The 18,694-nt window shown below is 67.7% G+C and carries 18 protein-coding genes; all 18 read right to left on the bottom strand.

From position 1 onward, the window contains the following. Positions 1-24: 24 nt before the first annotated feature. A complete protein-coding gene (locus FEF34_RS26615) occupies positions 25-507 on the bottom strand; it encodes a hypothetical protein (RefSeq protein WP_138055408.1) in 483 nt (160 codons plus the stop codon). A gap of 60 nt (positions 508-567) precedes the next feature. Next, positions 568-723 (bottom strand): hypothetical protein, encoded by a 156-nt coding sequence (locus FEF34_RS41475; RefSeq protein ID WP_164932258.1) that lies wholly within the window; start codon positions 721-723, stop codon positions 568-570. After that, positions 720-938, bottom strand: coding sequence for a hypothetical protein (locus FEF34_RS26610; protein WP_128803091.1), 219 nt, complete (start codon positions 936-938; stop codon positions 720-722). The genes FEF34_RS41475 and FEF34_RS26610 overlap by 4 nt, the downstream gene beginning before the upstream one ends. Next, a complete protein-coding gene (locus FEF34_RS26605) occupies positions 938-1,591 on the bottom strand; it encodes a hypothetical protein (RefSeq protein ID WP_138055407.1) in 654 nt (217 codons plus the stop codon). Before FEF34_RS26605 ends, FEF34_RS26610 begins: the two co-directional genes overlap by 1 nt. Before the next feature lie 79 nt (positions 1,592-1,670). Further along, positions 1,671-2,099 (bottom strand): hypothetical protein, encoded by a 429-nt coding sequence (locus FEF34_RS26600; protein ID WP_138055406.1) that lies wholly within the window; start codon positions 2,097-2,099, stop codon positions 1,671-1,673. A gap of 102 nt (positions 2,100-2,201) precedes the next feature. After that, positions 2,202-3,167 (bottom strand): helix-turn-helix domain-containing protein, encoded by a 966-nt coding sequence (locus FEF34_RS26595; RefSeq protein ID WP_138055405.1) that lies wholly within the window; start codon positions 3,165-3,167, stop codon positions 2,202-2,204. A 103-nt stretch (positions 3,168-3,270) separates the two neighbouring features. Then, positions 3,271-4,401 carry a PD-(D/E)XK nuclease family protein gene (locus tag FEF34_RS26590; RefSeq protein WP_138055404.1) on the bottom strand — a complete coding sequence of 377 codons (1,131 nt, stop codon included), beginning with the start codon at positions 4,399-4,401 and terminating at the stop codon, positions 3,271-3,273. 31 nt (positions 4,402-4,432) lie between these two features. After that, a complete protein-coding gene (locus FEF34_RS26585; protein ID WP_171053097.1) occupies positions 4,433-5,524 on the bottom strand; it encodes an AAA family ATPase in 1,092 nt (363 codons plus the stop codon). A 23-nt stretch (positions 5,525-5,547) separates the two neighbouring features. Further along, entirely contained in the window at positions 5,548-5,892 is a 345-nt protein-coding gene (locus FEF34_RS41470; RefSeq protein ID WP_164932256.1) for a hypothetical protein, read from the bottom strand. A 218-nt stretch (positions 5,893-6,110) separates the two neighbouring features. Then, a complete protein-coding gene (locus FEF34_RS26580; protein ID WP_138055402.1) occupies positions 6,111-6,698 on the bottom strand; it encodes a hypothetical protein in 588 nt (195 codons plus the stop codon). Between the two features lie 182 nt (positions 6,699-6,880). Next, the gene (locus tag FEF34_RS26575) at positions 6,881-7,135 is read right to left on the bottom strand and encodes a hypothetical protein (protein ID WP_138055401.1); all 255 of its coding nucleotides are present in this window, start codon (positions 7,133-7,135) and stop codon (positions 6,881-6,883) included. 28 nt (positions 7,136-7,163) lie between these two features. After that, positions 7,164-8,009: a peptidoglycan-binding protein gene (locus FEF34_RS26570; RefSeq protein WP_138055400.1), complete on the bottom strand. Its 846-nt coding sequence runs from the start codon at positions 8,007-8,009 to the stop codon at positions 7,164-7,166. Between the two features lie 58 nt (positions 8,010-8,067). Further along, positions 8,068-8,427, bottom strand: a complete 360-nt coding sequence (locus FEF34_RS26565) for a hypothetical protein (protein ID WP_138055399.1) — start codon at positions 8,425-8,427, stop codon at positions 8,068-8,070. Positions 8,428-8,536: 109 nt separating this feature from the next. Next, positions 8,537-11,488 carry a hypothetical protein gene (locus FEF34_RS26560; RefSeq protein ID WP_138055398.1) on the bottom strand — a complete coding sequence of 984 codons (2,952 nt, stop codon included), beginning with the start codon at positions 11,486-11,488 and terminating at the stop codon, positions 8,537-8,539. 2 nt (positions 11,489-11,490) lie between these two features. After that, entirely contained in the window at positions 11,491-12,576 is a 1,086-nt protein-coding gene (locus FEF34_RS26555; RefSeq protein WP_138055397.1) for a hypothetical protein, read from the bottom strand. Positions 12,577-12,578: 2 nt separating this feature from the next. Beyond that, positions 12,579-13,508 carry a hypothetical protein gene (locus tag FEF34_RS26550; protein ID WP_138055396.1) on the bottom strand — a complete coding sequence of 310 codons (930 nt, stop codon included), beginning with the start codon at positions 13,506-13,508 and terminating at the stop codon, positions 12,579-12,581. Between the two features lie 16 nt (positions 13,509-13,524). Further along, positions 13,525-14,421: a phage distal tail protein gene (locus FEF34_RS26545; RefSeq protein ID WP_138055395.1), complete on the bottom strand. Its 897-nt coding sequence runs from the start codon at positions 14,419-14,421 to the stop codon at positions 13,525-13,527. Continuing rightward, entirely contained in the window at positions 14,421-18,692 is a 4,272-nt protein-coding gene (locus tag FEF34_RS26540; protein WP_138055394.1) for a phage tail tape measure protein, read from the bottom strand. The genes FEF34_RS26545 and FEF34_RS26540 overlap by 1 nt, the downstream gene beginning before the upstream one ends. Positions 18,693-18,694 lie beyond the last annotated feature (2 nt).

The raw sequence follows: 18,694 nt of genomic DNA, 5'->3' as shown, positions 1-18,694 counted from the left end.
CGCGGGGCCGGGCAGCGGCCGGGATCAGTAGGTGCGCAGGCCGCCGTGCGTCCGGGCGCGGCGCAGAAATGCCATCCACGCGCGCCACGTCGGGTCGCCCATGGGCATCTCGGCGATGTCCACGTGGGGGTGAGCCTCGTAGGTGGTCAGGGCGGCGCTGATCTCGGCGACGGTGACGAGGAAACCGCCGTTGACCTGGAGCTTGTAGGACGGGATGCCGGTCGGCTTCGGCTCGGCGGCGTCCAGGGCGGCCTGGTACGCGGCGCGGAACTCGGCGATACGGTTGGCCGTCGCCTGGTCCGGCTGGGTGCCGGGCTGGAAGTCCTCGATGGCCAGTCCGTACGCGGACAGGGTCGGGACGGAGGGAACGGGAAGCTCGGTGAGCATCCCGAAGTTGGCCATCGCATCGAGCGTTCGCGGCATCGCCGTCCAGGCGAAGCGGAAGTAGTTCTCGTCGCCTTCGGCCAGCGTGCCGTCAGCGGTCTGGATGTAGATGTCGTATCCCACGGGGGTGTTTCTCCAAGAGGTCTGCGGCTGTCCGGCCCGGGTGAGCGGGCCGGACAGCGTTCAGCGGTGGGCGGCGTGTCGGGGGTGCTGCTCGCCGCAGGTGGTGCACCTCGGGACCCGGTTGCGGGCTTCCCAGCGCAGTTCCTCGACGACGAGCACGGCCAGGCCGGCGGCGACGCCGAGAGCGAGCGCGAGCAGCGCGAGCGAGACGGTCATCGCGCCACCGGCTCGTCGCGGGCCGGGCAGGGCTGCATGAGCTGCATGCAGGCGACCAGAACGGCCTGGGCGTCGTTCGTCCTCAGCGCGTTGTCCAGCGCGGCTTGCACGCGGGCTCGCTCCTCGTCGTTCTGCACGTGGGCGATCACGCAGGTGCACGGGCGCTTGGTGGTCTCTTCGACCGCGCTGGGCCGGTCCGCTTCCGCGCCGGGCATCAGGCGCTCACCAGGCCGACGTGGGCGAGGTAGACGGTGACGATCTCGCCCTTCAACTCCCAGATGGTCAGGGGCCAGTCCGTGCCGCCCTGTTCGTGGATGCACCGCCAGCCGCGCTCCATCAGCTCATGGGTGGCGTAGCCGTACTCCTTGACCGCCGCGTTGCGGTCATCGAAGGGTCCCTGGACGAGCTTGCCGATGCGCCTGTGGTCCTTCGTCACGCCGTCGAGCTGGACGGACATGAGGTCGATCAGCTTGGGTGCGAGGCCCCGCTGGGCGACGAAGGCGGCGATGGCCTGGACGAGGGGGACGACGTTGTTGGCGTTCTGCGAGTGCTCGCCGTCCTCGGTGGAGTTGTAGACCAGCTCGTCGACGGTCGGGTTGTCCTCGTGGGCCCGCCTGACATGCCAGCCCTCGACCTCCGTGGGGTCCAGGGGCAGTTCCTCGACCGAGGAGATCCACAGGTGCGATCCGTCGGTGAGCTGCGCGGTGATGCCGAACATGCCGCCGCAGATCTCGACGTCGGCGACGAGCGGGATGCGCCGCAGCGCGGTGATGACCGGCTCGTAGGCGTTCCACAGCTTGCGCCACAGCGGGTCGTCGGTGTTGCCGTGCACGGGCATCGGGGCCATCTGCGCGAGGTGGTTGCTCACGGGTTTCTCTCCAAGAGGTCTTGTGCCGCCCAACAGTACAGAGTTGGGATCTATTTCGGAACCGATTGAAACGCCTGCCCTAGCAGACAGGGGGCCTCCTGCGCTCCTCGCGCGCACCTCGGGCGACGGCGGTCAGGACCGCCAGCTCGTCGGCACGCTGCTGAGCCGCGTCGGCGATGCGCCGGGCCTGGTGGGCGAGGCTGCGCGCCTGCATGAGGGCGTGGTGGCTGTCGCGGGGGTCGAGGTAGATCTCCGCGCCGCCGATCTCGTTGAGGAGTTCGGTCACGATGTCGTCCCGCACATGCTCGGCGTGACCGAGGCCGTCGAGGTCGCGTTCACGCTCGGCCTGGTCCTTGAGGTCGGCGATCTGGATGAGCATGTCGCCGACGCCCTCGGGGTCTTCGCGGTAGAGGTCGGCAAGGGTGCGGATCTGCTCGTGGGCGGCGGCGCTGCCGTCGAGCACAATCGCACCCTTGTGCGCGCGGCGAAGGGTGGGCAGGTAGCTCATGTCGTCCTTCCGGGTCCGAGGGGGCCTTTCCCCCTCTTCTGGTTCTATTCTATATGCAATACCAGGGATGTCCAGATTCCTGGCGAAAAATTCCTTTGGGGCCTAAGTTTTTTGCTGCCTGCGCGCCTTGGATTCGCGCAGTGCCTCACGCACGGCCCGGCGGGCAGACTCCACCGACTCCGGCCGCTCCTCGACCTGCTGGCGGCGGCTGGCCGCCTCCTCGTGCCACTCGTCCCAGAAGCGCCCGTGCTCCTGATGCTCCGCCGCCTTCGCCTCCTCCCGCTCCCTCTCACGCCCCGCGCGCGGGTTGGTGCCGCACCCACGGCAGGAGGCAGCAGGACGGCCCTGGTGCCGCGCACAGCCCTTCTGCGGCACCTCGCGATCCGGCGTCGGGGTCTCTGTCGGAGCGGGCGCAGGCTCCCCTACGGCGTCAGCCGTGGGGGTAGGGGGGAAAGGAAGGACAGAGGAAGAACCAGGAAAGGAAGGGGTTTCACCGCTGGAACCCAGTGGGTTCCCCCCGTGAAACTCATCGGGTTCCACCGGTGGAACCCGGCCCTCTGTCCCCTCCGGGTTCCCCCCGTGGAACCCTGCCTCTCCCTCTGGGTTCCCCTGGTGGAACCCTGCCTCCACCTGCGGCTTCTCAGCCCGCTGTTGCCGTTCGGCCTCGCGGGCTTCGACGTCCTGGTAGGTCATCGCGGGCTTGGCCGGAGCCGAGCGCACCACCCCCGAGCGGGCCTTGCGGGGGTTCTTCGGGGCGGCCTTGCGGGCCTCCGCAGCCTCCTTGAGCTCCGGCGTGGTCGGCGTGGGAGGTACGCCCAGCGGGAAGACCCGGTAGACGGCGGATCGACCCGCCTTGCCGGTCTCGACCCGTTCGACGAGGCCCTTGGCTATCAGCTCTGTGACGATGGTGATGGCACGTTTGTCGGTCACGCCGACCCAGGCGGCAAGGCGGGTCAGGCCCGGCCGCGCGAGACGCGTCTCGTCGTCGGCGCTGTCCGCGATCTTCATGAGGGCGAGCTTCTGGCTCTGGCTGAGCACATCAGGCGGCAAATACGCCGCGGCGATCATCAGTTGGATGGACACGGTTCCCCTTGGGCAGTACAGGTGTGGCGGCAGGACGGGCGCCCCGCCCGTGGCTCACGGGCGGGGCTGAGGAGTTCGGGGTTCCGGGTCAGGCCGGCGCGACGTTGATGACCGGAGCCGTCTTCTTGCCGGTCTTCCGCCGCGGGACGGGCAGCCCGGCCGCCTTGAGGTTCTTCACCATGCGGTCCGCGTCCGGCTTCATCGGTACGGGGATGCCGGCGACCTCGTGGAGGTCGACCATCGCCTCCACGTCGTCCTTCTCCTCGTCGTTCCCGCCACGCCAGGAGAGCTTGTTGGGCCCGTACGTCCCGGCCGGGGACTGGTCCAGCTTCTTGCGCGCGAACGTCTTGATCCGGTTGCCTTCGCTGGCGAGTTCGTGTCCCTTCACGTAGTCGATGAGCGCCTGTTCGCGGTCGGCGTCGTTGTGGATGAGGGCCGTCTGCTCCGGGACACCCGGGGCTGTCCCCGGCCAGCACAGGGAGCGGAAGGGGCAGTAGTCGCAGATGGCGTCGAGACCCGGTCCGTTGAAGTCACGCGGCATCTCTTCGGGGTCGCTGGTCTCGCGCACGCGCTCCACCCACCACTGGGCCTCGGCGGCCCGCTGAGGGTCGAAGTCGATCTCCTGGATGTGCTCGGCGCCGCTGTCGCGGTTGATGAACCGGAAGCGGATGCGGCCGATGTCCAGCGGTCCCAGTCGAGACAGGTACCGTTGGCCCGGTACGTCTTCGAACCCGACCTCGTACAGTGCGCCCGCGTACAGGTGGACCTGGCGCAGCTCGGCCTCCGTAGCCCCGTACCGAAGGACGCGGTCCCACATGTACGTGGACTTCGTCTTCACGTCCTCCACGGTGAGCACATCAGCGGGTATCGCCGGTCTGTGCCGGGCGGGCAGGCGGGCGGCGGTCGCCGCGTCAAGCTGGACGACGTCGACGTGCCCCCGGATCAGGTCATCCTGGACGCTGCGCTCAACCAGCCATCCGTACTCCGTGCGCGCCGACTCCAGCAGGCCGTAGTGGATGAACGTGCCGAGGATCGCCGCGCGCTTGTCGGCGTGGTCGGTCGGGGTGACGCCGTGCAGGATGTAGGCGGCGCGTCGGCCGCACACGGTGTCGGATGCCCCGAGCTGGGTCTGTCGGGAGCGGGGGCGGCGAGCGTCGACGTAGTGGGCGGCGTCCCAGATGGAAGGGGCGACGCCGTCAACGATGGTGGCTACGGACATGGGGGTTCTCCAAGAGGTGCGTGCGGGCCGGTCACTGCTCGGCGTCCTCGTCCTGCTCGGCGGCCTTCCGCTTGGCGGCGGCGCGGAGCTTGTCGGCGTCGGTCAGTGGGCCCTCGCCCATCTCCGAGCGCGGGTTGTCCAGCTCGGCCGCCCTCTGCTCAGCGGCGGCCCGGACGGTGGCGATCTCGTCCCGGCTGAGGCGGTTGGCCGGGTCGGGGACCGAGCGCCACAGCGCGCCGAGGGCTTCCTTGTCCTTCAGCTCGGCGATGCGGGTCAGCCACGGCTGCACCAGGTCACCGGCGAGCGCGGGCATCACGCGCGGCTGCGATTCGATGGAGCAGCCGAGCCCGTTGAAGACCAGGTCCTCGATGCTGAAGTCCCGCAGCGTCAGGGGCTTCCTCTGCTCCACGCGCATGCGCAGGGACCGGACCTTGATGATCTGGGGGTCGGCGTCGCGCTTCATCCGCACCCAGCAGGTCGAGTCGAAGCCCAGGTCCTTCTGAGCTGAGACCTTCCACTCCGTCTGGTTCTGGATCGGCTGGCCGTTGTCGTCCGTGGCGCTGACCTGCTTGCCGCGGGCGAGGACGATGGCAATGCCAGGGAGGGTGCGCAGCAGGTAGATGATCCTGTTCCACCGCTCCAGCGCGTCGTTCCACAGGTTCCGGCCGATGTCGTAGGCGGCGTCGGGGTCCTCCTGGAGCAGCTTGCGGTTCTTCCGCGTCCTGCGGCCCCGCTCGTACGTCCAGTTGGTCAGCATCCGCCACAGGGCCGAGCCCGAGTCGATGGTCAGGACGACCGGCGGCTCCCCGGCCGCTGCGGCACGCCGGGCTTCGGCGTGCACGGCCTCGACCTGCTCAAGGATGTCCCGGTAGGTGCCGTCGTGCTCGATGATCAGGTAGTTCGCGCCCTCGATCGCCGCGTACTCGTCGGCCGACCCCTCATCGAGGTCGATCCAGTACATCTGGCCGATGCGCTCAGAGGCAGAGAACTGGGCGGCCGAGTAGGTCTTGCCGGCGCCCTCCTCCCCCTCGATGAGGATCAGCGGCCACGGCACGATGCCGGTCGGCTTGCGGGTCTTGAGCTTGATGGCGGGCGGCTTGGCGGCGCCCGCTGGTGCGTTCACGATCTGGCTCCAAGAGGTCGTGGTCAGTCCGTGCGCAGGGCTCGGACTTCGAATAGCGGGGACCACTCCGGGTGTTCGGCCAGCAGGAGCCGGACGTACCGGGAGCGGTAGTCGTTGTTCAGCGCGAACTCGTCGCCTCGGGTGGCCGCGCCGTACTGGTAGCGCAGGAGCTCGAAAAGCATCCCGATGCCGATGCGGCCGAACCCCTTCTCCGCGCAGTCGGCGGTCATCCGGGCCAGCGCCCTGAGGACCCAGGGGTTGAGCGCGTGGAACGCCTCGAACCGCTGCTGGATGGTCAGGTTGCCGACGTCGGCGGGGTGGCGAACGGGCTGGATGGTGCCGAACAACGGCGGCTGTTCGATCAGCAAGGCTCTCCCCCTCAGAGATAGTACGAACACCCTGGAGTGTTGGAATCTATCTCTGGGCAGGAGGAATGTCGATCGACAACACCATCGACCCACACCTGGCGGCCCTCTCGGACTGGACACTCGACCCCTCCACTGAATGAAGCGCACCCCCATCGGGTACGCTTCTATTCTATATGCAAACAGGGGTTAGATCAAGAACAAGTGGCCTTCCTTGCAGGCTAGTTGGGGTTCTTGCTGGCCGCCTTGCCTCGCGGCACGATCCTGGCGCCGGGACCGTCATACGTGCCGTCGCGCAGCGCGGCCAGGACCCGTTCGTCGATCGCCCAGTCCACACCCCGGGCCCCGGCCTGGAGCGCGGGCACGTCCTCCACGACCGGCTCCAGGAGCCAGATCGGCGAGCCGGACAGGGTGTAGTCGGCAGGACGGAAGCGGCCCGTGCCGACCGCCTTCCTCAGCAGAGCCCCGGAGGGCAACTGGAACAGCGCCACCAGCTCGGCTTGTCCGACCAGAGGCGGAAGCTGGTCGACCTCGCCGACCCAGTACCCTGGGTCCTGCTCCTTGACCAGCCGCGCAAGCTCGACTTCGTTGACGTACTTCGTACGCGGGGTGGTCTGCCCGAAGCCCTTCACGAACTGGAGAAGCCAGTAGGGCGAGCCGCTGATGATCTTGGCGTACCGGTAGTCGAGCGTGTGGTCACGGCTGATCCACTGACTCACCTGGAGCCGTTTCACGTCGTACAGCGCCGCAAACTCGGCCCCGCCGGCCAGGTACGGCTTCCTCGCCTCTGGCCTCTGATCCCCTGCCACTCCATCGCCTCCCGCTCGAACCACGTCTGCATATAGATTGTAACCAGTGGGGGAGCGGAGTCCGTATGCCCGGGAAACCCGGGTAGTGTGGGTGCTTCCAAGAGGTCGAAGGCCCCCGTCAAGCGAGACGGGGGCCTTCTTCCTTGCGTACTCGAGCGGCGCTCGGCGCCACGCCGATCTGGTCAGATCCTCGACAGCGGAAGCTCCGAGCCCTCGTACTTCGGCGGGCGGGCGAAGCCGAGCAACCAGCCAAAGCGGGGCGACAGGTACTCCTCGGCCAAGCGGAAGACACCGTAGTAGACGAAGATCGAGATGGGGGTCAGGACGCCAGCGACGGCCGTTGCGTCCAGGTCAAGGCCGTACCGCAAGGCTACCGCGTTGAGCCAGCCGACCGCGGCAGGCACGCCGGTGCGCAGGAGAGATGCATAAAGGTTCATGAGGTGCTCCTTGATGGGGGGTGGAGGGTCAGCCGAAGAGGCGAGCCCAGGTCTGTGGGCCGGGCAAGCCGTCGGCGTCGGAACCGCTCCATCTCTGAGCGAGCTGGAAGTCCCGGACGTTCAGACGGTCCGCCTCGCCCCAGTCGCGGGACGGACCCACGCGGTAGTGCTTGCCAAAGCCGCGCCGTACGAGCTGCTGGCCCAGGAGGAGGATCGAGGCGTTCGACTTGCCGGGCCCGAAGGCGCTGCGCCCCGGGAACGGCGGTGGCCCCGGCTTGGGTGCGGTGCCGGAGGCGGGCCACTTCGGCATCGGGCCCGGGTCGGTGTGCTGGTTTTCCGGCACCTGGCCGTGGCCGTAGTGCCCGCCCTTCGTCTCCCATATGCGCTCGCTCCGGTTCGCACGCCAACTCGGCGCGCCCATCGGCCAGGTGTCGGGCACCCCCCAGCTGCGCGCCCAGGACAGGATCTTGTTCAGGCCCTTGGCCGGGGTGTCACGTACGGTCGCGTAGGACTTGCCGTTCAGCCGGCAGTAGGGGAAGAACAGCGTCTCGACCTGGAGGCAGACCCGGCCCGTGCGGTTGGTCCGGGTCCCGCCTGCGACGTCGACGACCGACTTCGACCTGCTGTTGGCCGGGTAGAACTGGGCGGTTCGCCCGGTGAAGGGGTCCCACAACAGATGGGGAGCGGCTCCCCTTCCGCCACCGGTGAAGTACCGCACGAGCTGCTCGAACGGGACAAGGTCGACAGGCTTGGAGGCCGTGCCGTTCTTGTCCCAGGTGATGTGCCAGATCACGCGCGGGGCGTACTGGGTATCAGTTGGTGCCGTGTCGCTGAGCGGGTGCCGCTCGACACCGGGCAACCAGAGATCGGGCATGAGGCGCGTCCTGCTTCTCCCCCGCGCCATGAGCGATCGTGAAATTGCGTCTGGCTCGCTACGGACTGCCGCGTGCGGCGAGTACGAGTTGCAGCACCGTCAAAAGCACCGGCGCGATGAACGCGGAGATGATCAGGCGCCGGTTGGTGCTTGCCTGTTCGCGGTCCTGGTCCCGCTCGTGCTTCACGGCTTCCAGATCGCGTTCGAGGGAGTCGATGCGCAGAGCGAGATTGCGCTGGTCGGCGCGGTATACGTCCACGGTGACCACCTGGTTCAGACGGTTCGCCAGAGCAGCGATGTCACTGCGCAGATCGTCGCGGAGCTGGGCGAGGTCGTCGCGTTGGTCCTCGCGCAACTGGATGACAGCGCGGTGCAGTTCCCACAGTGTGGGTTCCGCGCCCGGCGGCGGGATGCTCACCGCGTGCTCCCTCGGCGATCGGTGGCCCCGCGCCACGCCTTGATCATACGGCCATGTGGAACAGGGCCAGCTCCGCCGCCCGGGATCACGCCGGGGTGCTGACGGGCAGCTACTTCGTGTACGTCACACGCAACTTGGGAGGGTAGGTCTGTCCGACGCCGTGTGCGCGCCCGTAGTAGGTCTTGTCGGAGTTGTTCGGGTCCAACGCGACTCCACGCCAGCTTGTGCTGTCGAATACCGCCGTGATGTCGACCCATTTTCCGACGTTCTTGCCCCAACTGATGGCCTGGGACTCGGCATCAGAGCTGAAGGTAGCAGGGCGCGCGGTGAACTTGTGCGCCTTGATGACGGCCTTCCCGCCGTCGTTGTAATACCAGTGGTCGAAGTAGATGTAGATTTCAGCCTTCTGGATTACTGCGCCGGACAGGTCGGCTCCCAGGGACGAAGGGAATCCGATCAGGCTGGCCTGCATTCCATTGTTGGAGCTGTAGTAGCCCTGCATACACTGGTTGCCGTAGTAGGAATTGTAGGCGCCGCGACTGGAGTAGCTCCCGGACCACGAGGCGTTATACGTCGTGACGTAGGTCTTCTTCGGTGGCATCGTCGTACCGCCCCCCGTGTTGTAGACGCCAGTCTCCGGAACGGCAGGACCCACGTCCTCGACGTACATAACGCCTGGAAATGTGGATCCTCCGAAAAGGCGCACTGTTTGTCCACTTGGGCCGTTCTGGCATCGGAAGGTGGTCAGCAGGCGGTGAAGGCCAGCGCCGAAGCTCGTACCGGACCGGATAGTTTCCAGGTGAATCCGCCTGTAGCCAGCGGTGGGCATGGGGCAGATCACGGACTGAATCTGAGTCGACGAGATCGAGGGGGTCTTGGCTCCGCCGTCCCGGAGAGCAACCACCAGCTCTCCCCCGGCCGCGGACGGGCCGGCATAGCAGTCCAGGACCACGCGGTACATCCGGCTGGCGTCGGCGTCGAAAGACAGCTCGACGTAGCCGTATTCGGTGCTTCCCCCGGTGACGGTGGATACCTGGTAGTCGACTGCGACCAGGCCGCGCGCAAAGCTCTGCAAGTAGGTCTCGATGGGATCGCCGCCGACGGAGAGTTTGCCCGCGACGGACAGGTCACCGACACCGGTGTTGCCGTCCTGGTCGATGGTCGCCACGGCGGTGCCGTTGTTCGTCAGCGTCAGGTAGTTCGGTGTGCCTGTGGTCAGCGAGATGGCCTCGCCCCCGGACTCGTCGTAGAGGCGCAACCCCTCCGGGGACACCTCGGCGCGGGCGCCGCTCCCCGGCGTGGAAAGCACGGCTCGGCATTCGAGGTTGTCGAAGTAGGCGCTGCCGGTGGTGGTTCCGGAGCCTGTGCCGTCGACTCCGATCCGTATGTTGCCCTGGGTGGTGTTGGCGGGGACGGTGATGACCTGAGAGATACGCTGCCAGGTGCCGTCGGTGACGGGCGCGGACACGATGATGCCGTCCGAGCCGAGGCGCGTTCCGGCCTCGTCGTAGAAGCCGAGGAAGAGCTTCACGCTGGCGCCGGTGAAATCTGCGGTGGTCTTGTAGTCTGCGGCGATCCAGTAGCGGTCTCCGGGCAGCACCGGGGAGGTGGCGTGCTGCACCCACCGATACGCGCCGGGGGCCGGGGTGATGCGCAGCCGCTTGGCGGAGTTGTTGCCCCCGTCCTCGACGGCGAAGATCGCCGGATCCTGGCTTGCGGCCAGCCCGGCGGCGATGACACCGGTCTCGTATGAGGGGTCCCCCACGAGGTTGCCGTTGGTGCCGATCGCCAGCCGCGACGCGGAGAGCGAACCTGCGGCGATATTGCGCGCGGTCAGGGTGTTGGTGGCGATCTCGTCGCCGGTCAGGGACAGCGCCTTGACCTCGCGGGCAGTGAGGCTCTTGGCGACGACCTTCTCACCGGTAACGGACTGCGCGGCCAGCTCCAGCGTGCCGATGGACTCGGCCAGGACCATGCCCGCGCCGACGACTGTTCGGATCTCGGCGTTGTCGAAGTCGGCCGTGCCGGCGCTGGCCTGGAAGTCTTGCAGCCACACGGTGGCGGTCACGGTCCCGGCGGGCGCCTGCACCTGCTGACTCACGCGGGCCCAGTCGGCGCCGGGGGTCGGCGTCGCAATGGCAGTGCCATAGCCGAGTACGGCGCCTGCGGCGTCGTGCCAGCGCAGGTAGAACCGGACCGAGTTCCCTACCCAATCGGCGGAGACCCGGTAGTCGACGGCGAGGAAGAAGCGGTTCCCGGGAGAGACGGGTAGCTCGGTGATGAGGAGACTGGGGGAAGCAGCCGCGGGGCCAGCGCCGCTGACTCGCAGGGCTTTCGGTGAGCCGTTGCCGCCGACCAGAGCCCACTGGCTATTCGCGGCGACGAGCTGTTCGGTGAAGGCGCCCTCGAACGACGGGTCAGGCATCAGGTTGCCCGTTCCGATGGCGAGCTGGTTGTGGCCGACCGCACCGATTTGCAGCTTGGCACGGGACACGGCGCCCTCAGCGAGTGCGGTCTCGTCAACGATGCCGTCCAGGACTTCCTGGGCGACGATCGGTCCCGGGGCGACCGGGCCGCTCTGGGCTGACGGTGCCGACGCGGCGCCCGAGGAGCTGCGCGTCAGCAGGCGCACGTACAGCGGCTGCTCGGCGGGGATGGTCAGCGTGCCGCCGCGCGGGGATTCGAATGTGCCGCGCAGCGTGGCCGTGCCGGGAGTGAAGTCGTCGAGGCCAGCCGCGTGGACCTCCACTCGGGCGAAGTCCAGCGGCGCGGCGATCGAGTCGGCGAAGGTTCCCTCCCAGGTGGCGGCCACGGCACCCGTGACAGTGGTGACGGTGGGCTGGCTCGGGGTCGGAGGAGGAGGGCCGTTGACGACGTTGACCCCGGTGGTGCCGTCGGGCTGCTGGCCTATGACCGCGCGCAGGGATCCGTCGTCGTCGAAGACGTTGATCGCTCCGTCCTCGATGGAGGAATACGCGAGCCGGGCCGTACGGCTGGTGCTGTCGAGTCGTCGCTCAACGGCTGCCAGTCGGGCGGCGAGGCTGGCGATCTGGTTGGTCATGCTCAGGCTCCGTAGGTGTAGCGGTCTGCCCGCGCCAGTTGCACGGTGACCTGCTCCGGCTGGTCGTCGGCAGGCGGCTTGAGCGTCCAGCCGGTGATCCGCGACCAGCCGTCGTACTGGGTCCACTCGTCGTTCAGGCGCACGCGGACGTCGTCGCCGATCTGAAAGGCTCCGATGCGGGCCGCCGGATGGTCGCGGAGCACCACCTCGGTGACCTCGCCGATGACCGACCGGTTCACGCGCTCGGTGCGGGTGCGGGCGGCGAGCCGGTCATTGGCCTTCTCGGTAGGAACCTCGAGGATCTGCTCCAGGCGAAGGCGGCCGTTGCGGGCGGCGTCCACGACGCGGCGCCGGGAGCGGCCTTCGCCAGCACCCAGGCCGATGACGACCTGGGCGTAGCTGTCGGCGTCGTACTCCACGGGCACGGTGGATGTGACGTTGATGCCCGAGGTGAAGCTGATGTCCTGCCGACGAGTGCCGAGACGGGGCCACCCGATCCGGATGCGCTGGGTTGGCGTATCACCCGACCAGGCAACGGACTCGGTCCACTCGGGCCCGCCGGCCACGGCCACCATGTCGTCCACGACCTTGCTGAGACTCGGCGCCTCCCACCAGGGAGTGGAGTAGGGCTCGGCGGGCGTCCCGATCTTGGCGTTGGACGTAGTTCCGTCGACCGTGACGCGGAGATTGCCATCGGGCTGGGCCTGGCCGTACGCCCAGGCGTCGCGGATCACGCGGCAGGGGTCGGCGTTCACCCATGGTCCGCGCCCGTCGAGGTTGCCGTGGAGGTCGGTTCGCTTCGTAAGGTACGAGCCGAATCCGCTGGCCTCTACGCGGAGCTTCTGTCCTTCGGGCTCAGCCCGCCAGATGATGCCGCCCCACAGCAAGGTGCGGTCCCGCTCGGCGAAGATCAGCGTGGTGCCGGGATCGACCTGCTCCGGGGTGAGGTGCGACAGTCGCGGTTCGATGACACCGGTGAAGCTGCCCGGCCCGCACAGCTCGGGCCCGAACTCGACTCCGGTGAGCGGTAGATCCTGCGCGAGAGTGGCGCCGGTCAAGGCGTGCGTCGTCAGGTAGCGGTACGACATCGTCAGATGACGCCCTCGCTGAACTCGACATCGAGAACGAAGCTGGTGGCGCCGTCGACGACCAGGTCGCCGGTCTCGCTCTTGTACATGTACGTGTCAAGGTAGACAGGCACCGTAGTCCCGCGCATCGCGGCGGGAATCAGGAGGGTGTCGGCTATGACGATGGTGTTGCGGCGTGTGCCGTTGCCCTGGTCGTCATCGATGGCGATGTGCTGGCCAGCCACTCCGCCGATGACATTCCGCATCAAGGCGAACACGTTGGCACGCCTCAGGGCAAGGCTGGAGACCATGGTGATCAGCTTGGCCTGGGTGGCCCAGTCTGGCACCGCGATGTTCCATCGGGCAGCAGTCGGCCATGCGTGCCACTTGTTGTCCGAGTAGCCCAGCGTCGAGGAGGCGCTTGGCGACGAAGTGAAGAGGCTGCGGGAGCGCCTTGGATTGGCGATGATCCGCAAGTCCCTGATCATCGCGTCCGTGATGGTCGCGGTGTTCGGCGGGATGTCGAGTCGGGCCAGCGGGATGGCCGTCATGCCTGCGGGTACTGCGGTGGCTGTCGCCGACGCATTGGGGATCACCTGGAAGTAGCCGATGTCGTCCTTGGCCGGGTCGCGGCTTCCCTCGTACTCGGGGTCCTCAATTCGTTGCACCAGCAGATCGGATCGGCCAGTGGCTCCCGTCGGTGCGACGGGAACGATGGCGTCGCCGATGTTGTACTGCGTGTAGGAGCCCTGGCCCCACGAGGCACCACGAATCACGGACGATCCGTCCCCGACTCGCACACCGGAGCCAGGTGTGGAGAGCTGCCGGACCTTGAGGTCGTTGGCCTCGGTCACACCCTGGGAGCCGCGGGCGAGGTCTCTGACCATCATCCGGAACGCGCGGGCGGGATGGGTGCCACCGTGAGTGAGCATGGGCGGCTGTACGAGCGTCACAGCAGTGTCCTCCTTCTTACAGTGCGGTCCACGCCGACCGCCACGAGACGGTCAGGCGGGTGGTGTTGGTGTAGTCGGCTGCCGACCAGCGGATCTCGCTGCGGCCCGGCGGGATCTGGAAGAGGTCCAGGCGGGATGCGCCGGACAGCGCCGAGGCGGCGTTGCCCCTGCCGTTGCGCAGAACCCAGCGGGTACCGGGGCGGGTCTCGATGTCGATGCGCTCGCCGACGCCAAGGGAGATGCCGAGGTTCAGGACACGCCCTGAGTCGGCGTGGAGGATGCGCGGGTTGGACACGGGGCCGGTGATCCGGATGGAGGGCCACGCGCCGGTGTTGCCCTCGTTGATCACCCATCCCGGCCTGGTCTCCGGGGTGGCGATGCCGGTGGTGATGGGAGCAACGATCGGCGCCGTAAAGCCTTCGGTGCTGTTGGAGATGTCCAAGGGCAGGATCACGCTGGAGATCTCGTCGTCGTGCAGGCGCGGATCGAGCGCGGTGAACTCCAGGTCCAGGGGAATCCAGCCGTGAATGGCCTGCGATGTGGAGACCGCTTCGGCGCGCCGGATGCGGCCGAAGAGGACCCTGGTGCCGCGTCCGGGCCAGCGCAGCCGTAGTTGCGCGAGCGCGCCGGCGGTTCGGCGGATCGCCGCGTTCGCGGCGACAGCCTCTATCTCGGCAAGCTTGTCGAGGGCGGCGGCTGGGTCGCCCGCGGTCCGGATTCCCGCTTCGATCCGCACCGTGCGCGGCGCGTAGAGGTCCACTCCAGGGAACGCGCCGTCGTCGGCGGGGTTCAACACGTCCTGCGTGCGCAGTTCGGCAGCTCCGAGTCCTTCGACGTCGGAGATGGACACGGCCGTCTTGTGGCCGATCAGGACTCCGCCGAAGTCGATCTGCCATTCGCTGAGGGAGAGCATCAGATCCGCCCCCCGCGCTGGGCGTTCCGCAGGCGGCGCATGATCTCCCCGGATAGCTCCTGCGGCGAGCTGTCGCGACCGTGGACGGTGATGGGCATGTTCTCCACCAGGGCTTTCGGCTGCTGTTGGACGACGGTGACCTTGATGGCGGTCGGCGGCCGGGCGTCGACGAGCCGCATCGCAGGTGCGGCGGCTCCGCTTGCCAGGCGCATCCCGAAGCGCGTGGCAACGTCGTGCAGGACGGACAAGGCACTGCTGCGCTTGGCGGCGCCGAGCGGGATGAATGCCTCGCCCCCCGTGCTCGGCTCGGCGAACTTGATCAGGCCACCGGATGTGGCGTAGAGACCGGGCGTGAGGATGCCGCCGTTCGCGTACGACAAGCCTCTGTTCGCACGGCTCAGGTCGGAGAAGAACTTGGCGCCCTTCGATCCGAGCGCGCTCTTGAGGCGGGAGAGGCCCAGGTTGGCGATCTTGATGATGTGGTCCTCATCGAGCCCGGTGATGTCGGCCACCGCGTGCAGGCCGGTCGTCTTGGTCTTGACCGCGCTGATGATCGCGACCAGGTCCGGCAGGTCATCGCTGGGTATGGTCTTGTCGGCGCTGCGTGCTGCGTCGTTCGCCGCCTTCGCCTTCTTCTTGTCCTTCACGGCCTGGGCGGCGAGGTCGGCGGCGTCCTGGTCCCCCTGTTCGGCCAGGCGCTTGGCGAGGTCGCCGAAGCCGCTGGCGGCGAGCTTCGCCAAGTTCTGCTCGAAGCCGGTCTGGTCCTTCACCGCCTGGCGGAGCTGTCCGGTGTACTCGCCAAGGCTTGCCTTGGATGCTTCGGCCAGTTCCCGCAGGTCCTTCGCCATCGACCGCACGTAGCGTGAGCTGCCGGTTGCCATCTTTCGGGTGAGCGAGACTCCCTCCTCACCCATCTCCGCCAGCGCGTCGGCCACGTCCTGGCCGGCACGGCGCGTAACCGTGTCGAGGTCACGTCGCCACTGCTTGGCTGTCGCTACAGAGGAGTGCAGCTTCTTGGCGAACAGGGCGAGGCTGAAGTTCCCCTTCTTGTCCTGCGAATCGCTGGCGACTCCGGACAGGGAGTACAGCGTCTGCGGCTGGTAGGTGAAGCCCGAGATGCCTCCGTCGGCGTGGTAGCTGACCTCTCCGCCGAAGCGGCGGGCGACCTCGTCCAAGATCTGCTTGGACCTGGCCCGTTTGGCTCCGGCCAGCGGGATGTACGCCTCTCCCTGTGTTTCAGGCTCGGCCCAAACCCGCCACGCACCGGCCGGGGCGATCTGAGCCGTGTGTTCCTCGCGGCGGGAGCGCACGCCGCCGTCGGCGTAGAAGTCGATCAGGCTGCCGTTCGCCTGCCGCTTCGGCGCCTGGATCCCGTCGGGGACGCCGTTGCCGTCCTTGTCCCACGAGCTGGGCTGGATCTTGGCGAAGAACGGGATGGTCACCGAGGCGGGCTTGTTGACGGAGACGGTGATCGTCTTGGTACCGGGGATGCGCCCCACGGACGCGCCGATACCGTCGAGCTGGGTCTGCACCGCGGCCATGTCACCCGACAGGAGCGCGGTGGTCAGGGCCGAAGCTGCTGCCGTGCCCTTCTGCTGAGCCACCGCAACGATGAGGCTGAGCATGCCGGACCACTCGGAGTTCGACTGGACCCCCGCCGCCTTGAACGCCCCTACGACACCTGTCAGATCGGGCGCCTTGATCGGCAGGTCTGCGCCGTACAGGGCGCTGAGCTGTGAGCGGATCTCCCCGATGTCGCCCTTGAGGAAGGACTGCGCCAGTGAAGTGGATGCCTCCTTCCCGTACTTTGCCGAAATGTCGGCCAGGAGATTCATGCCTTGTTCGAGTTGAGCGACGGCGGACTTGGGCAGCTTCTTCGCCGCTGTCTCCATGTCTGCCACGGTCATGTCCCGCATGACGCGGGCGAGCTTGCTGGGGTCGTTGGTGGCCGCCGCGTCAGCCCAGGCTTCGGCCACCTTCTTGCCGTACCTCGCCGAGATGGCGGGCAACTGCTCCAGGCCAGCGCGGAAAGCGGGAGTCGAGCGGGCGGACGACTCCTGAATGATCGATTCCAGTTCGTCGGCGACCTTCCCCTTGCCTCTCTGAAGCTGTTTGACCAGCTCGTCGAGGATCGGGGCGGCGTCGGGCCCGAGATCGGAGAAGTGATCGGCCAGGTCGAGGCGTCCGGCAGCAGCCAGCTCTCCCAGGTTCTTCTGGAACTCGCGCTGCGCCTTGAGCTGCTTGCGCAGCTCCGTGACGTAGTCCGACAGGGACGCCTTCGACGCGTCGGCCGACCGGCCCGCCTTGCGGTTGGCCTCAGCCACCTTGTCCTGCGCGGCCTTCCACGCCTTCGCCGGGTCAACGATCGAGGCGAGGGACTTGCTCATCGCCTCCATCTGCTCGGTGAACTGCGGCGAACCGTTCTTGTCCGTCGGCAGTGACTGTGTGAGATCCCAAGCCCCGAGCATTTCGCGCCGGTTGTTCTTGATCTTGTTGTTGACGATGGCCATGTTCGCGGCAAGCTCGCTCTCCTGCTTGACCGCGTTGCTCCAGATCTTGTGCTGCTTGTCCAAGACCTTCTTGGCGGCGTCCCACTCCGGGTCGGGCGCGTAAGAGCCGATGTCCCAGGTGATCGCCTTCTGCGTGTCCAGCTCGTCCTTGAGCTTCTTGAGCTTCGCGCCACCGGAGGTGATCGCGTCGATGGCCCTCGCGACGTCGATCCCGGCGTCCTTGAGCTTCTTGACGTCGTCGCTGTTCGTGAGCTGCTCGGTGAGGATGCGCAGTCCGGCTCCTTGCTCACCCTCCTCCCTCTCCTTGCGCAGAGCGTTGACCAGTTCCTCGGTCGCGGCCTTCGCCTTCTGCTTGCTGGCGGAATACGCGGCGTACACACCGATGCCGATGGCCATCAGCGCCGTCAGGCCGGCCACGGCGATGCCTGCTCCGCTGAGGACCGCGGGGAGGGCAGAGCCTCCGGCGCGGGCCGCCGCGAGTTCGGTGCGGAACACCGTGAGCTGTGCGCCGAATCGCAGGAAGGCCGCCTTGGCGAGTAGAGCCGCGGCAGAGAGGGCCAGCACGACACCCATGACCGACTTCACCGGGCCGGGCAGATCGTTGATCGACCCGGCCAGGACGTTCAGGGCCTCCCCGACCCCTTGCAGCGCGGGCAGCAGCACACGCGCCATGTCGATGCCCAGGGCCTGGGCCTGGTTCTGGAACATGCTCCACTGGCCCGCAGTGGTGTCCATCTGGATCGCGTACGCCTTCTGCGTCGCCCCGGCGCGCTCGACCTCTTGACTGATGCCCTTGTAGGTCGCGGCGTAGTTCTCTCCGTCGGCGGCCGAGAGGGACAGGGCGGCGCGGACCGCCCGGATATCGCGCAGGAGGGGAACCAGCTGGTCCGCGCTTCCGCCGGTGGCGTCGCGGACCTTCTGCATGACGACGTACAGGCCATCCTGCTGAAGGGCGGCGGCGGCCGACTCGTATCCGAAGCCCTTGATCATGTTGGACAGCTCGTGGGTGGGCTTCATCATGCGCGTCAGCAGCATGTTGAGTGCCGTGACGGCCTCGGCGGCCGGGATGCCCGAGAGGGTGACCGCTGCGAGCGCCGAGCTGATGTCGTCGAACTTCACGCCCGCCGCGGCGGCCATTGGAACGACGTCGCCGAGCTGCTGTGCCAGCTCGTCGAACGAAACGACGCCGTAGTTGACGGTCTGGAACATGACGTCCATGACGTCGCTGGCTTCCGAGACGTCCATCCCGTACGCCTTGAGGACACCGAGCAGGGCGCGGGCGGACGTCTCGGTCGTCGTGAGGCCGGCGGCGGCGCCACGGGCGGCCACCCGGAGGATCGTCATCGCTTCGGCGCCGTCGAAGCCAGTCGAGACGACCTGATACAGGCCCTCGGCAAGCTGGGAGGCGGACTGCGGGAGCTGGGTGCTCAGCTCGACGATCTGGTCCGTGAAATGGCTGATGTTGGTGCTGTCGATCTCCTTCGAGATCGTCATGACGTTCGCCATGTGCTTCTCAAGCTCAATGGCGCCCCGCACGCCCATGACGAACGCGCCGCCGAGGGCGACGCCCATCACGGTGAATCCGGCGGCCATCGATCGGCGGGTCCGCTCCGATCGGGCAGCGAGCGCGTTGAGGTCGCCGTCGAGTCGGCGTACCTGCCCGCCGAACGCGGTGACCTGGCCCGCCGCTGTACGCAGACCTCCCACCAGGCCGGTGACACCAGCCTGAACCTGAACGTAGAGGGTGTAGGCCCCAGCCACTG

Origin of the sequence: Streptomyces marianii, from assembly GCF_005795905.1 — a bacterium.
Lineage (GTDB): Bacteria > Actinomycetota > Actinomycetes > Streptomycetales > Streptomycetaceae > Streptomyces > Streptomyces marianii.
The sequence above is the reverse complement of the archived record's forward strand: the minus strand, read 5'-3'. Positions and strand labels throughout refer to the sequence as shown.

Excerpts from the sequence above, each read along its gene's own strand:
- FEF34_RS26600 (WP_138055406.1), bottom strand. The coding sequence starts at position 2,099 with ATGAGCTACCTGCCCACCCTTCGCCGCGCGCACAAGGGTGCGATTGTG.
- FEF34_RS26570 (WP_138055400.1), bottom strand. The coding sequence starts at position 8,009 with ATGCCCGATCTCTGGTTGCCCGGTGTCGAGCGGCACCCGCTCAGCGAC.
- FEF34_RS26590 (WP_138055404.1), bottom strand. The coding sequence starts at position 4,401 with ATGTCCGTAGCCACCATCGTTGACGGCGTCGCCCCTTCCATCTGGGAC.
- FEF34_RS26595 (WP_138055405.1), bottom strand. The coding sequence starts at position 3,167 with ATGATCGCCGCGGCGTATTTGCCGCCTGATGTGCTCAGCCAGAGCCAG.
- FEF34_RS26575 (WP_138055401.1), bottom strand. The coding sequence starts at position 7,135 with ATGAACCTTTATGCATCTCTCCTGCGCACCGGCGTGCCTGCCGCGGTC.
- FEF34_RS26560 (WP_138055398.1), bottom strand. The coding sequence starts at position 11,488 with ATGACCAACCAGATCGCCAGCCTCGCCGCCCGACTGGCAGCCGTTGAG.
- FEF34_RS41475 (WP_164932258.1), bottom strand. The coding sequence starts at position 723 with ATGACCGTCTCGCTCGCGCTGCTCGCGCTCGCTCTCGGCGTCGCCGCC.
- FEF34_RS26610 (WP_128803091.1), bottom strand. The coding sequence starts at position 938 with ATGCCCGGCGCGGAAGCGGACCGGCCCAGCGCGGTCGAAGAGACCACC.
- FEF34_RS26555 (WP_138055397.1), bottom strand. The coding sequence starts at position 12,576 with ATGTCGTACCGCTACCTGACGACGCACGCCTTGACCGGCGCCACTCTC.
- FEF34_RS26545 (WP_138055395.1), bottom strand. The coding sequence starts at position 14,421 with ATGCTCTCCCTCAGCGAATGGCAGATCGACTTCGGCGGAGTCCTGATC.